Source organism: Pseudomonas sp. TE3895 (genome assembly GCF_056278855.1).
In genome coordinates, this window is sequence record NZ_JBWBQE010000001.1 from 3,565,266 (window position 1) to 3,580,682 (window position 15,417).

The following is a 15,417-nucleotide window of genomic DNA, read 5'->3' on the forward strand; positions in this document are numbered from 1 at the left end:
GACCTAGAACTCACGTACAGGATCGCTTTGTAGGTCGGGCCGCATCGGGTCGATGGCTGCCGGCCGGGGGGCGCTCATGTCTCAAAGCAGACAACCACCCGAGGGGCAGTCGTCCGTGCTGGTCCCATCGCTGGCAACTCACCAGCATCAAATTGGCGCATACCGCAAGCGAGCATCATTGACCTTGTGATCGCTTCAGCCGCAAGCCTATGAACTGATTGCCTATCAGTTTCTGCTGTCATATGTCGTGGGTTGAGAAATTTGTGCCTTCGCCGTTGATTGCAGCATGCGTTTTCATTGACTTGCCACTATGGTAGGACAAGGCCGAGTCTTGGTTGGGTGTAGCTGATCCCATTTGCATGCCAAGGATTTTGGTATTAGCATCGTGGTATTCCAAGGTGTAAGCCCGCTAAGCCTTACAAAGGTGCGGCAGGGCAGATCTTCACCTTCACTAGAATGATCTCTAGGAAGCAGTGAATCAGCCAGGAACTCAATGCATATTTTCATATTGGGTACCGGCCAATGTTAAAGCACCTTGCGCTCTGTTTAAGTATTTTGGCGGCATCGCCTCAGCTTCGACTCCTTCTACTCCCTTTGGCGTTCTCGATCCCAATCCTTTCAATAGCTGTGTTGATCTGGGTATGCCAAGCTACCTAGTAATGAGCCGATTGTTCAGCAAATATCTCCTTTCGATCTATCTGGTCCGCTGTACTCCGCACATATTTTTTGTCCGTCGTTTCGGGCTTCAGATTGTGGCAGCAGGAACGATAGCGTCAACGAGGGTCTAGAACGTACGGAAAGAAAGATTTCATCATCTATTGTTACGTTATCTGCTAGCATCCAGTCGACCTGCTACATTAGAATTCTAGTGCAATTTAAGGTGTACCATCGCATGATCAGGTGGGCGAACTAACCCTCCTAAGGCAGCTCTAAATATGAGTGCTGCGCATCAATTTCAGATGCCACCCGACGACCTACTAACCTACTAAAGGGATATTCCTCATGTCGCGTTTAGCCGAATACAGAAAACTTGAGCAGACGCTGGCGGCACAGCTTGCTGAACTCGAGACGATGAAAAACGACGCGAACTTGAAAAAGGAAATCGAGTTCGAGAAGAAGCTCCGCTCGCTGTTGGAGAGCTACGGTTTCAGTCTTCGCCACGTCGTTGAAATTTTGGATCCCCAGGCGGTGTCGCGTCGTGGACTAGCTACCGCGTCGGCAGCTAAACCTGCTCGCAAAGCTCGTGCGGTAAAGGTCTATAAGAACCCGCACAATGGCGAGTTGATTGAGACGAAGGGCGGCAACCACAAACTCTTGAAAGAGTGGAAGCAGGAGTACGGTGCTGACGAGGTCGAGTCCTGGATTTCAAAATGAGATAACCATCTCAGCTAGCTAAACGAGGGCAGTATCGCCCCCATTTTTTCGCCCCGTAACTTTTCGTGCCATGACTAGTGGGTTGAACGGGGCAGGTTAGATCTTCTTGCGTTTCGCTCCCTCAATCCTCCTCCGGTGCTTCGGTAGGATTGTTCCAGCAACCCGGGCTTTCTGAGTCGAAGAAATCGACTTGGCCTACCCCAGCACGATGCATGATCTCTTCTGCGCGCTGAGCGAAAGCCTGTGATCCGCCTCGTACAGAAATCGCGACCCGCTGCGGTGGATTTCTGGTGATCTGCTCTACGATGTGCTGATCCTGATCCGACAGGCTCCAGCCGTAAATGGTGACTGACTCACCCATGGCGGGGATGACCTCCCGGAAGACGCGCTCCAGGTAGGACGAGCTTTCAATGGATTTTTTCTTGTGGTCGGCAGTCCCTTCGCACACGAAGAGCGGAATGGCGGCTCCCATCTCCCAATGCGCAAGAATCGCATCGAGCAGCCGTCCGCCCTCGGCCGCCCCTAGCTTGCTCTCGCGGCGGTCGTCGGTTCTTGTGAGTACGAGATTCCCGTGGGGGTAGAAAAAAAGTGTGCTGCCAGTAGCTCTGCCGTAGGGGCTGCGTAAAGCGTCCCAGTCATCGGTGAAGGTGCCGCCAATGAATCCATCTTTGAAATGCATGCCCAGCTGCCGATTGCCAAGCATCGCGGCCCAGTAAACGATCAGGTCATAATTTAGCGAAACGACCGTGGCGAAGTGGGTCATGAACGGATAGATCAGGCGCAGATGGGGCAGGGCGTCATCATAGTCGACGTGGGTGTCACGCACAGTGGAGATCAGGGCGGTTCGAACTTCGTTGTAGGCTCCTTCAACCCTTCCGTGCGGAATTTCAAGAGCCTGGTTGACCAGACTGGCCTGCCAGAGGCGACGAAGAACCAATTCGAAGTCATTCACGCCAAAACGGTCGAAAATACCCGCCACTGCCGGCGTGATGTGCTCCAGCTCCTGCGCTTTCTCGAAAAGCGAGCCATATCCAAACTCGGGATGTACCGCCATGCTGGCCCCGTTTCCGAGTAGCAGGCTGTCGGTGTACCGATCCTGAATGTCTCTCCACTGCACAATCTCTGGCATGCCGCCGTCCTCCATTTGCGAGACGGAGGAGCGTAATGTTAAATCGACATGATGTCATCACCTTCGCTTGAGTGAGCTTATCGTTGACTAGGGGGCAAATGTATAGATCTTATGAAACACAATATAACATTATACAAAATCAGCCCGGATCAGTGATAACGGTTACGGCGGCGGGGAAGTGATTGTCCCAACAGATCTGCGCTGCTGCCGAGCGCAGTCGTTCTGCCAAAGCCGAGGCTGCATCAACTCTTGATTTTTTAGCCCGTTCTGCCTAGGAGCCCCATGACTGGCTTAACCCAGATAAGGTCATCCTTGAGGCGCTAATGGCCATTAAGCGTGCTGGATGCAGCGGAATCCTGACGTACTTCGCTGTCAAAGCCGACGCACAGTTGAAGCGCGGCTAGATTCTGAAGGAGCGGGCGGCCGATTGAGGCTGCCATCGCAGCAGCTAGCTCCAAGCTGATAAACGCCTGGAAGTCAGAAAGAACGCATCATTAACGTAGAGGCAGTAATTAATGAAGGCGCCGGTTTTTTGCAGCGACGGTTTCGAACGATGGGGCCATATCACCGATTTTGATCGGCTCCCTGGCAGCTGAGGGTACACGTCTCGCCACAACCTAAAAAGCCGTTCGTTGCGCCTTCGCAGACGTCTGCTTGGACGCGTACGCCAACAGCTCTCGGACATTTTCAAGTGATGGCTGCTTGCCATTCCCGCCTCTGCGATCTTTAATCGGATCGATATTCCAAGGAGGTTGCTATGTCATTGTTAGACGAGATCATCGTATGGGCTGGCGGACAAAAGGCATGGCAGCAGGAGGCACTGCGGCGCATTTTTTCTCACCCTGAGCTTGTCCAGCAGGACATAGACGATCTATTGGATATGGTACGCGGTGAAGAAAAAGAGGATTCGGCTTCAAAAACCGTCAGACCATTTTCCGCAGATGACGTCCCCGGTGCCGGTAGTGGAGCAACGGTTCGACTAGCAGGCGTTTCTGGTCTGGATCAGATAAACGGATTTCCTTCCGGCCGAGCTTTTGACCTCGTTCCAGAGGGTATGACGGTCCTGTTCGGCAACAACGGTGCAGGCAAATCTGGCTACGCGAGAATCTTTAAAAACGCTTGCAAAGCCCGTCATCGAGTCGATGTTCTGCCTAACGCTTTCGAAGTCGTGACTCCGCCGCGACGGCCCTCTGCTGAATTTTCGATCTTGGTGGAAGGCGTACCGGAGACCGCACGATGGGTCCAAGGCGAACCAGGACACCCGCATTTGAGTTCGGTTTCTGTATATGACTCAGCTTGTGCGAACGACTATATCGATGCTGAGGGTACACCGGCATTCCAGCCATACGGACTAACCCATCTGACGCGACTGGTCCTGCTTCAGCGAGATTTGCAAACCCGAATCGGGAATGAGCGCAATCTTTTGATTTTGGATGCTCGTCAGTTTGCAGCACTAAAAGGCAACAGCGAGGTGGGTCGCTATATCGAAACCTTGGGCGCTAACTCTGACCGCAATGAGTTGACTCGCCTGGGGACCCTGGCTGATGAAGAGCTTCAACGGCTCCAGCTCCTGAAGCGGACTTTGTTGGAGACAGATCCGGCTCCGCAGGCGATGGCTTTAGAGCGCTTAGCGGCTCGGTTGGACCAAGCAAAATCTCTGGCGGAAATTGCACAGCCGTGGGTAAACGACCGTGCGATTGGGCGTGCCAAGGAACTAATTACTGCTGAAAAAGCTGCTCGCATCGCTATGCAGCTGGCACAGGCACGTCTTCACGGACAAGGGACATCGTATTCTGCTGAGGAGTCCTCATTCGGGCTGGATACTGATGCGTTGCTTCAAGGCACTGGCGATCCGCTTTGGCAGAACTTGTACCGCGCGGCGGAGGCATTCTCCATTCAGCAGGTGTATCCCAATCATGCATTCCCCCACGTTGAGCCAGGCTCAAGCTGTGTGCTTTGTCAGCAACCCTACTCACCTGATGCGGCGGAGCGCATGCGTCGATTCGCGAATTTTATTTCAGATAGCGCCACAGAAGATGCTCAAAAGGCGACCGACGCACGGATTACTGCGCTGCGGAAGGTAAAAACCGTCAATCTGGACATCATCGACACGCCGACGCTGTCCGAGCTGTCGGAACGGCTGCCGGATCTGCACGAAAAGCTCAGTGCCACGACAACTGCGTGGACTAGCAGGCACGCCTGGCTCAGCAAGGTACTGGAGGAGGGAGACTGGGATATCGAGTCTGACCAGCTCCCTCCTGAGGTGAACGTTGATCATGAGCTTGCAAGCACGGCGGCCACTCTGCGTAAAGACGCCGCTACCTTACGCGCATCCGCAGATCCCATCGTACGTGACGCCCTCAGCCACGAACTTGGGGAGTTGGAAGCTAGGCAGCGACTGCTCGATCAACTCGGCAACATAGAACGATACATTGAGGAAAGCCAGACTCATGCCATCTTGAGTCGCTGTCATGCGGCCCTCAATCCTGCTCCAGTGTCCCGCAAATTGACGATCTTGGCCGGGAAATATGTGACTGAGGCTCTGGCAGGATCCATGAATGCTGAATTAAAAGCATTAGGCTATAAGCGTCGAGTACAGCCAGATCTTAGTGGGCGGACTGACCTCGGTGTGACTAAAGTGACTTTGCGCCTGAAGGATATAACGACGAAGGCTTCAAAAGTCCTGTCTGAAGGGGAGCAGAGAGCACTGGGAATGGCGATGTTTCTGGCTGAGCTTGAGTCCCTTCCACATGCCTCCACCGTTATTTTTGACGATCCCTCTACCTCTCTTGATCACGGATACCGCCGAGCCATTGCTCGGCGCTTAGTCTCGCTTTCCTGTACGCGTCAGATTTTGGTGTTCACTCATGATGCCGTGTTTTTGACAGAACTTGCGATGGCGCTACAGCGCGCTGATCGCTCAGCCAGTTACAAAACTATTGAGTGGGACGAGTCGCCGGGGCTAGTGAGCGATGGCCTGACCTGGAGCACAATGGATACCAAGGCTCGGCTGGTGGATTTGAAAGACCGAGCAAAAGCTTTGAGTGCTTGGGATGACAGCTATCCAAACGATGCTCTTGAGCGGCACGTCTCGGCAGCGTACTCCAGCCTAAGAGGAACAATCGAGCGTGCCACGCGAGAAGTTTTCCTAAACAATACAGTTCAGCCATTTAGCGACGTTGTGAGCGTGGAGGCATTCGGCGCTGTCATAGGCCACCCCGAAGCAGAATGGGATCAGGTTTTGGCGATTTATGGAAAAGCCTGCGAAGCCACTGAGGCGCATGACACTCCCGGTGAGCGCCAACTGGCGTTACCGTCACGGGAAGAATTGCTGGGTGACATTGCTTCGATTGTGGAGCTAGTAGGAGAAGCGACCAAGCGACGATCAGCCTTCCAGAGATCGAGAGGGGAGCGGACCGAGCAGCGTAAGAAACTATTTGGCGCCTAACCATACCATCACATGAACGAGGCCAGGCTTTTGAACGAGGTCCTGACTGGCGCGCAGTCGATACGAGCTTACACTATCTGAGCTTGAGCTAGTCACGTTGATGGAAACCCGGGACGTTTTGCTCCTAGGGCAAGGCAAAGATTTTGCAGCTCGCAAAATTGCCTTGATGCAGTATCTGGAACAGCTCCGCGTTCGTAGCTTACTGAGAGCTTCCTGACTGCCTAACTACAGTGATTCGCACCTCGCGCCTGGTAGAGGATCATTCCGTAGCCAATTGAGCTACTTGAGGAGTCGCCTTCGAAAGCTGTGGTAACGAATGGCTGCTCAGCCACTCTAGGGCGCTCAGGGTCCAGATTAGTAATCTTGGTACACAACCAAGGAAAGCTTAGATGAAACACTAGCTAGTCCAGCTTCATGTCAGAGTGGCCACCACTGATACTTGTCCGTCTGCTTAGAGTGCCGACATTCATGATTACTGATCGCACGCGCATAGACACTAAGACATTCCAGCTGCATCGAGCGCACGGTCCATGGAGCGATTTGGCGCTCCATACCATCGGCTGGCGCGCCTTCCAGGATCTATGTTCGCAGGTGTGTGAGGTAGTGCTTGGACGACCCGTGGAAATCTTCCGTGAAGCCCAAGATGGCGGTCAGGATGCGGTCTTCCTCATTCCTGCCGGAAATGGGGCCCCATCGGTCGGTACGGTCCAGTGCAAACACACGTCTGATGCCACAAAGGCACTGAAGCATAGTGATCTTAACGCCGAGATTGCTCATGTCGAAGAGTTGGTAAAAGCCGGCCAAGCGGACACCTATGTTTTCATGACTAACATGAGTGTGGATGCTCCAGTGGCGGCGGCTATGCGCACTCGGCTCCGGATACTTGGTGTTCGCAAGCCGCACATTCTTGGTCGCCAGTACATTGTGCGCGTTATCCGGAGCAAAGCGCGGTTGCGCGCACTTGTGCCGCAAGTCTATGGCTTAGGTGACCTCACCTCGATTGTGGACGAGCGACTCAGCGAGCAGAGCCGAGCGTTACTTGATAGCTGGATTCCGAAACTACGGACTTACGTGCCTACCAAGGCGCATCGCGTAGCGGTCCATGCCATCGCCGAGCATGGTGTAGTATTGTTGCTCGGCAACCCCTCTAGCGGAAAATCGGCTATTGGCGCCATTGTCTCCACCATCGCTTCGGAGAACCCGGACACCACCGTGCTTGCTCTAACCAGTCCGCGCGACTTCGAGGCTGGTTGGAACCCCAATGACCCAGGTCGCTTTTTCTGGATTGACGATGCCTTCGGATCTAACGTTGTACGGGGCGATTACGTCCAGGATTGGGCCTCGGCCTTTTCTAAGCTCCGGGCCGCAATCAAGCACGGCAATCGCTTCCTACTGACCTCCCGTAAGCATATTTACGAAGCAGCGCGGCGTCGGCTCGGAGAGCGTAACCTTCCACAATTTGCGGACGGCAGCGCCGTGGTGGACGTGGGTGAGTTGTCGTCTGAGGAAAAGGCACAGATTCTCTATAACCATGTAAATTTTGGTCAGCAGTCTCAGAGCTGGAAAACGAGCGTCAAACCTCATCTGATGGCTGTCGCCAACGTTAGTATTTTCCTTCCTGGGATCGCCGAACGTCTCGGCGATCCGAATTTCACCAAAAGCTTAGCTCCTCGCGAAGCCTCACTCGTGCGATTCATGGAGGAGCCGACAGAGCACTTGATTGATACAGTCAACGCCTTAGATGATCAGTTGCAGGCCGCGCTGATCCTGGTTTACGTACATGAGGCAGGGTTCGACCCTCACGATCATGATATCTCAGCTGCACAGGCCGTAGCGGATCTTACTGGGCATACGCTAAATAAGATTCAGGACAGCTTCGCCGAGTTGAAAGGTTCGTTTCTGAAGCTTTCCGGGTCCAAGTGGACCTTCGCCCACCCGACGATCTCTGACGCGCTAACGGAAATATTACGCCAGAAGCCTCATATGATGGCGGCGCTAATACGAGGCGCGACAATTGATACCATTTTGAGCAGTTGCACGTGTGAAGGTTCGCCGCTGATTCGAGATGCACTTGTGATTCCGACAAAACTCAATGATGCTCTTGTGACGCGACTTGGTCGAACACCCAATGAGTTGCACCGTAACTGGATGCTGTTCCACTTCCTGTCATATCGCTCAAACGAAGGGGTTTTCATAAAGGTCGTGGAACAATTTCCAGATCTACTTCGTCGATCTTGCTGGGAATCCGATCTCGTCAAAAACGACCCCCTGATCTCTACCTGCGCCCGCGCTTATCATCTCAATATATTGCCTGAAGATCTTCGGTCGGAGGTTGCCGACAAGTTGGAGTCTGCGGTGCTTGATAGGCTTGATGCCTCTTTCTTTGAGGAACCACAAGTGTTATCTGTTATCGCGCCTCTAAAGCTTATCGGTTTAGGTTACGCGCTGCGAACGATGGTACTTCCATCGCTCGAGCAGCGGATCGATGAGATCTGCGCCGACGCCGATTTGGATGAGGAGCCTGAAAGCCATTTCAAAAAGCTTCTCGGGGTGCTTGAGCACATAGAAGCGATGGGTGTCGAAGGGCATGACACGAATTTTATTGAGGATGCGCGCGATCAAGTGAGGCGTTCAATTGTTGCACTTGAGGAGCGTAAGCGCGAGTACGATGAGGGTTCAGAAGATGAAGCGGATTGGACACACATCGTGTCCCAGAAAAAGGAGGAAGCTGCGTCCACCGATCTGTTAGCTTCCGCACGATCGGTGTTTGATGATATTGACAAATAAGCCTAAAGCCAAAAAGAAGTGTATTTCGGATTTTTATGAATTGACTTTTTATTGATGGTTGATTATGTAGGCAGTTCGCTTCGCCCGCTGGGTTAGCTGAAATTGAGCCATAAATAAGGTTTTAGAGTTTGAATGGAAATGCTTGAGTGAAAATATCGGAAAAAGAGTTAATCGATGGGTTTGGACGCTTTTTGATCGATCAAGATTTAATTGATCGGGGGAATTCACATTTTGCCGGCGATAACAGCCAAAATGCTGACGTGGTCTTATCTTTGCGGTCGGGCAAGTGGCCGGGAATGGGAGTTGAAAAAATATATATAGAGGCAAAGTCGCATCACTCAGAAGACTCTCAGAATACTATTAATAAAATATTCGGTCAGTTGCTTAAAGAAACTGGAAAGCGGAAATTTGATAGGGAGAAGGAGTGTTTGGCCGTACTGTTTCCTTATGAGCGCGGAGAGTGGGAGGGGCGAGATAAAAAAATAGTGAGGAGAATAGAAGGCGAAGATTATTATCGCAGGGGTTTTTCTAGAATCGAAAAGCAAATCTTTGTTAAGTTTGGCGAGCTGGTTGGTGCCAAATATATTCTTTCTTTTTGCAGCACATCAAGCTCATTGCGAATATTTGAGTGGAGTGATTTTTTAGGTGACGACGTTATTCCTATGACCATTCTAAAAAAACCAACCAACTCCCTTCTTCAGTCGGACCCGCTTACGCTTGCTGATTAATTGGACTTGCGCTATTGGAGCCATAAGGGCATTAGATGTATATTGCGAAAATCTCGGAGGGTACAGAGCGGTCCTTCGGGACAATGAGATCAGTATGGGGACCCGATGGAGGCTAGTAGTCCAAAGCTGAAGCCAAGGCCGACATCATGGTTTACCTGCTGCACTACTACCTCAAGCGCCTCCACAGCTGCAATGGTTATGAGGCACTGGTAGCACTGGTAGCTATGGTGGAAAAGCTCAGTGCAGCGGTATGAAAATTAACCGGTGTCAAAATTTATCTGCCCATTTCATGGCCGACCTTGTTGACTTGCGCCCCCCTTACCGGTAGGCCCACTGATGGTTTACCTGCAATAATGCCTGTTGTCCTTCGGCTGCCGGAACGCACCTGTGTTTGACTACAACGAGCTGTACTTCTTCGCCCAAGTGGTCGAGCACAAAGGTTTTGCCGCGGCCGCTAGGAAAATTGGCATTCCGAAATCCAAGCTGAGCCGTCGGGTTTTTGCCCTTGAAGAGCGGCTGGGAGTGCGTCTCATCCAGCGCTCAACACGGAAATTCACCGTCACCGAAATTGGCCAAGACTACTATCGCCACTGTGTGGCCATGCTGGTTGAGGCCGATGCTGCGGAGAAGGTGATCGAGGAGTCTAGATCCGAACCCCACGGGCTGATACGAGTTAGCTGCCCGCCGGCGTTGGGTGCGATGGGCGTGAGCGATGCTATGGCGAAATTCATGGTTGCTCACCCTAAGGTGCAAATCCAAGTAGAGAGCACCAATCGAAGAGTCGATGTGGTCGGGGAGGGCTTCGACATCGCCCTACGCGTTCGCTTCCCGCCGCTCCAGGACGAGAACCTCTTCCTCAAAGTCTTTGGAGAGAGCTACCAAAAGCTTGTGGCGAAACCGTCCCTGGTCGAAGGCATTGATTTGGAAGCCCCGGGTGATCTAATCGGATTGCCTAGCATGGACCTAGCCCCAGCCAACCGCGACCACCGCTGGGCTTTTATCGATCCCTCAGGGGATCGAGTAGAAGTTCCTCACTCTCCACGCTTTGTCACTGCTGACCTAGACGCCCTACACCGCGCCGCAGTCCAGGGCGTCGGTATTGTACAGATGCCTGAGGTTATGGTGAGGCACGATCTGGTGGCCGGATTACTCGTGGAGGTGCTCCCGGCATACCGACCTCCTAGCGGGCTCATCCATGCTGTCTATCCATCTAAAAGGGGATTGCTTCCATCAGTGCGCGGGCTCATTGATCTTCTTGCTGAAGAGCTTGGGGCTAATGCTGAAGCTGATCGGAAGGCCTGTGAAGCAGCTGGCAAGATATCCAAACCGTAGTGATCGGAAAGCATTCAGACATGTCAGATGACGAGGCCTAGGCTCTGTACGAAATCCCGAGAAACCCAATCGGCATCCCTCGGAAGCTGATTTTTTGTAAGGTTTCCAACCATCTACGGAAAGGAATCCTGTGATGGCAAAGCGTTACGAACTCTCGGATGAGGCTTGGGCTGTGGTTGCTGATCTCTTCACCGAAACCCATGGCCGGGGGCGGCCCCGCCGGAGCGACCGCCTGATGCTCGATGGCGTGCTCTGGGTGCTCTGCTCAGGTGCTGCGTGGCGAGATATGCCGGAGCGCTTTGGCCCGTGGTCAACGGTGTATCAACGGTTTCGGGTTTGGCGAAACCAAGGCACGTTTGATCAGATGCTCATAGGCTTGCACCTGAGGTTGAATGAGCAAGGTTTGATTGATCTACAGACCTGGATGATCGACTCAACTGCTGTACGCGCAACCCGAGCCTCATCAGGCGCCGGGAAAAAGGGAGCCTGAGCAGCCTGCCGATCACGCTCTAGGCCGCAGTCGCGGCGGCCTGACCACCAAAATCCACATGCTCTGCGACGCCAACGGGACACCGTTGCGCTTCCTACTCTCTGGCGGTCAAGCCAGTGACATTAGTTACGCCCAGCCACTGCTGGACGAAGTCAGCATTCCATCGAGCCAACGTGGCCGCCCGCGTAAACGCTGCAAATGGCTGCTTGCTGATAAAGGCTACGACGCCGACGCGCTACGCCGCTACTGCGATCAATATCGGATGCAGCCCGTCATCCCGCTGCGCTCGATGAAGCGCAAACCTAAGCCTGGCTTACCCAGGCTGTTTGACCGGCCCAAGTACCGACAGCGCAACATCATCGAGCGCATGTTTGGCTGGCTGAAAGCGAACCGCCGGATCGTGACGCGTTTCGACAAGCTCGCGAAAAGCTACGCCGCCATGGTCTCCCTAGCTTGTTCCATGCGGTGTTTGCGACATCTCTTTTCGTACAGAGCCTAGGATCAGATCTGCCCATCGAGCATTTCGCCCTATAGGCCGACCAAGCCGCAAATGTGTCAGATATCCCCAGCGTGATAATCGCAATGCGCCTCTAGATGATCGAAAACAGGGCAACCGTTCGTCGGGTTTGCTAGATGAGAAACTTTACAAAAATGTTTGGTTGTTCACGGGCTACATGATTTTTCGAGGTCATGTAAATCACTTTGACATAGTAACAATACCTCTAATTTCAGTTTTCTCAACGTGTTAAGTTTTTATCTCTAAGCAAACAGGCCGGGGGCGATACTAAATGCCTTATTATTGGCCTGTCAATATGTTTGACAAACAGATGGATCGGTTGAGCTAGAGTTTTACACGCCAAAAAAAATAGTTGCAGCGGAGGTTGATGTGGGCTAATTATTTCTACGCCACAACATGAAAACGACGGCGTTGAAACTCATGCTAAATACTTCAGTTCTATCGCTGCTTTGCCAAAGAGAGATGCCAGCTGATCTTCAGTGCATTATTAATGGAGAACGTTTAGTACGATCGGAATACGGCCAGAAAATTGACAGGCGATTATCCGTGACATATCCAGTGTTTCTGGATGTCTATGGCCTGCCATCCGGTGTTCGTGGCGATGAACATGAAATGTATGAATTCTTCATGCTTCACTATACAGACGATAGTGTCGACGTGGTCAGGTCGCAATGCATACGACTTAGTGAGATTAAGGGTTTAGCAGGCCATAAAGTCGAACATGTAAACGCATTAGGTTTCGATGAATGGCGAAATATACAGCCTTCAACTGAGCGCCTGAATTTTTATAATGGCTGGTTCTTGCCCACACTAGGGCAGGCAGGCCAGCACATTAACTTGCTCGACATTTACCAGAAGTATGGTTCGGATTTTTGTGCCAAGGTCCACCGCGACCTAAGCATCTATATCCTTAAGATCAATCCAAAAACCGCGAAAATGAAATTAAATGCAATGCTCGTGGTTAACGGTGTTCTTGTTGAAATATTTGAAAGCAAAGAGCAGCTTAAGTATGCGTTCGGCGATCGTTTGCTTGAAGTGCTGGAGAGAATCTGGACTCACTTCATGCGCAGAAATTTCAATAGGCTGAGTGAGAATCAGTTCTTTGAAGCAGTAAGATGCATAAATGATTTTTATATGGAGTATGGATTTATAGAGGGTTTAGGTTATCCATTGCACGGACGACTAGCTAAGTTGCTATTAGGTGACGTTATTAGAGGGAAAAGATTCTACTAGAAGTCACGACCTTTCGAGCCCCTGAGTTACTGCACTAGGACCATCGATATCAATCAACTCTTTAAAGCCAGGGTGGATTATGAGACACCGAATTTCCAGTGGCCAGATATCTAAATACCCTCTCACTGAGCAGGGGCGCTTGCTTGAGCATCGCATGCTGAATGCAATGCTTTTTCAGACTCAGACACTCGAATCCGGTTGTAGGGTTGCTTGGGCTCTATTTTGTGCTTTTCTAAACGTCGTGGGGGTAAAGGATCTTCCAGTATTCCTCTATAGCGTGGCAATCGAGTTCAGAGGCTTTTTGCTAATTGAAGTGGATGGACCGCTTCACCATTTAAATAGAATATTTAAGTTCGCATGCAAAATAATGGCAACAATTTGCCCGGGATGTGATTACCAGAAGCTAATCAAGCTGTTATCCAATGATGATGGTGCTCGGCAGGCTTATCTTAGTCTTAACCGTAACGAAACGCTTCTTGAGTACTACCGGGGTTGGCCAATTAAAACCCTTGATGATGAAGTGGTCTGGGCGGACCTAAGAGAGCTTCATCGGATTCATGGTTTGGCGGTGGCTCGGCTCTATCATAAAGCTCTCAAGAATTACGGAAGAACTCAGGATGCTCAGACCTTAAAGCGTAAGCGTACATTGATCATTGATACATTGAATGCAATGCTGCGGCTATTGGTGAAAGGCGAGGATTTACAGCACCTACAGACACCATTGGGCGTAAATCAAGTTTTTGAGCGCGTTAAAGTAATTATGCTCGTTCAATACCAGGCGGAGCACCCGGGGGAAAACATTGATATATCATTTGAGACCAAGTGGAGGAGGGTATGGGTTGAAATCTACGCTTTCTTCATCGGAGAAAAGCTAGTCTCTGAGCCATTGTACCCTATTCCAAAGGGGAAAATACGTGGTCCTGTATCAAGGTCGGCAGTCCCGAAGGATGAGCTTGATGCGATTGGAACTTTCGGCGTGCTTACACCCATTCCACTTTCAATACAGGACGAAGCAGCAGCGAGCCGGATCTATGAACAAATATGTACTGACCTTGATTTGGTAAAGGAGGCCTGTGAAGAAGCCAGGGAAAATATTTTAGAAGCGCACTGGAACAGGATTCACCTTGCGGAGAAGGGAAAGGTTTGCTCTCCGAATGATAGCACTGAGACACGCGAGAAACTGGAAAATCGGTGTCGGACCTGGCAAGAATATAATTACCATGTCGCGGATCAAAAAAATAAATCAACACTTTATTCCTTGCGCTCGGCGATGGATCCTGAGCTAGCGCTGCTATCAAACTCTACTTTATTGCCGTTCTTCTATCTATTGGTTGCTGAGCACCCAGCCATTACGGCGTCGTGGTTAATAAATTATGAGCTTTACGATAAGCACGGAAACCTGAAAGGTCTTCAATCAGACGGTACAATTGCAGTGAGCATTAAACCTAGGAGAGGGTCAAAATCCGCACAGCAACCAATCTATCTCAGTGAAAAAGGAAGACTTCTTCTTAATGACGTGTTGATGTTGACCCAGCAGGCGCGAGACTACCTGCTTAGCACGGGTAATGATGACTATCGATATCTATTTTTGACAGCTAATGGGTTCGGTGAGCCAAGACGCAAAAAGCAGAGCGTTCCGCCCTTGAATGATTTGACTTACGCGCAATCGATCCTGAGGGCTGTACTGCTAAATAAGCTTACGCACAGATCAGATGGAAAAGAATTTTTTGACAGGGTGACCCTCAAAACCATGAGGACCACCGCAGCTTTGAAAGTTTACTTCGAAACTGGACGTCTAAGGGCTATGGCCGATGCATTAGGTCATAAAACACTGAACAGAAAACTCCTAGAAGAATACTTGCCAGCACAGTTGCTTCGATTTTTCCTTAATAGATGGATCCGAATTTTTCAGACGGCGATCACCTACAAGGCAGTCGTTGGTCGACCTTGTCTTCATGAAGCGATGGGGCTGAGCAATGAACAGGACCTTCAAGACTTTCTGCTGCATCATGACCTCAAACCGCTGCCAAACTATTTAATGGTGGGTACGTACGGGCTGCCTGAAATTAATGTTACTAAGAAACGGGACAACAGCCAAGTCGTATTTCCGATTACGCCAGAGCGTTGCACTTTCCTACTGTCTTGTGTAGCTGCTGTTGAGCGACTCCAAGCTAGCGGGCATGAGGTCTCAGAGGTAGGCAAGCATTGGTGGAGAACTGGAAAGTTCTTACAGATGTCTTCGGGACTTCATGAGTCTGGCCAGATACGCGTTTACTCTAACGAGGTGCTGTCAATATTTAAAACAGCAAGCCACTCAGAAGCACTCGTAAAAGTACTTGCTCCGATCATGACTCAACCAGCGAATAGGTAGTCGAGCTT

The 15,417-nt window shown here is 51.2% G+C and carries 9 protein-coding genes and 1 pseudogene; 9 read left to right on the forward strand and 1 reads right to left on the reverse strand.

Features of this window, described 5'->3' with window-relative positions:
- The first annotated feature begins 1,002 nt into the window (after positions 1-1,002).
- The gene (locus ACZ889_RS16070) at positions 1,003-1,374 is read left to right on the forward strand and encodes a histone-like nucleoid-structuring protein, MvaT/MvaU family (RefSeq protein ID WP_014861413.1); all 372 of its coding nucleotides are present in this window, start codon (positions 1,003-1,005) and stop codon (positions 1,372-1,374) included.
- A 121-nt stretch (positions 1,375-1,495) separates the two neighbouring features.
- On the opposite strand, the gene ACZ889_RS16075 is transcribed toward ACZ889_RS16070, so the two are convergent.
- Positions 1,496-2,503 (reverse strand): DUF4917 family protein, encoded by a 1,008-nt coding sequence (locus ACZ889_RS16075; protein WP_014861414.1) that lies wholly within the window; start codon positions 2,501-2,503, stop codon positions 1,496-1,498.
- A 293-nt stretch (positions 2,504-2,796) separates the two neighbouring features.
- Here ACZ889_RS16075 and ACZ889_RS16080 point away from each other — a divergent pair.
- The 8 genes and pseudogenes from ACZ889_RS16080 to ACZ889_RS16115 all read left to right on the forward strand — a co-directional run.
- Positions 2,797-2,907 (forward strand): annotated as a pseudogene (locus tag ACZ889_RS16080) (porphobilinogen synthase); the annotation flags it as partial.
- Positions 2,908-3,260: 353 nt separating this feature from the next.
- The gene (locus tag ACZ889_RS16085; protein ID WP_014861415.1) at positions 3,261-5,951 is read left to right on the forward strand and encodes an AAA family ATPase; all 2,691 of its coding nucleotides are present in this window, start codon (positions 3,261-3,263) and stop codon (positions 5,949-5,951) included.
- Positions 5,952-6,569: 618 nt separating this feature from the next.
- Entirely contained in the window at positions 6,570-8,738 is a 2,169-nt protein-coding gene (locus tag ACZ889_RS16090) for an nSTAND3 domain-containing NTPase (protein WP_476257555.1), read from the forward strand.
- Between the two features lie 146 nt (positions 8,739-8,884).
- On the forward strand, positions 8,885-9,466 hold the full coding sequence (locus ACZ889_RS16095) for a hypothetical protein (protein ID WP_476257556.1): 582 nt from the start codon (positions 8,885-8,887) through the stop codon (positions 9,464-9,466).
- 387 nt (positions 9,467-9,853) lie between these two features.
- Positions 9,854-10,798 (forward strand): LysR substrate-binding domain-containing protein, encoded by a 945-nt coding sequence (locus ACZ889_RS16100; RefSeq protein ID WP_128573810.1) that lies wholly within the window; start codon positions 9,854-9,856, stop codon positions 10,796-10,798.
- Positions 10,799-10,931: 133 nt separating this feature from the next.
- A protein-coding gene (locus ACZ889_RS16105) for an IS5 family transposase (RefSeq protein ID WP_476257557.1) occupies positions 10,932-11,787 on the forward strand; the annotation gives its coding sequence in 2 pieces (ribosomal slippage) (positions 10,932-11,285 and positions 11,287-11,787; 855 coding nt in all).
- A 414-nt stretch (positions 11,788-12,201) separates the two neighbouring features.
- Positions 12,202-13,038, forward strand: coding sequence for a hypothetical protein (locus tag ACZ889_RS16110; RefSeq protein WP_476257558.1), 837 nt, complete (start codon positions 12,202-12,204; stop codon positions 13,036-13,038).
- Positions 13,039-13,192: 154 nt separating this feature from the next.
- Complete coding sequence (locus tag ACZ889_RS16115) at positions 13,193-15,409, forward strand: hypothetical protein (RefSeq protein WP_476257559.1); 2,217 nt, start codon at positions 13,193-13,195, stop codon at positions 15,407-15,409.
- Positions 15,410-15,417 lie beyond the last annotated feature (8 nt).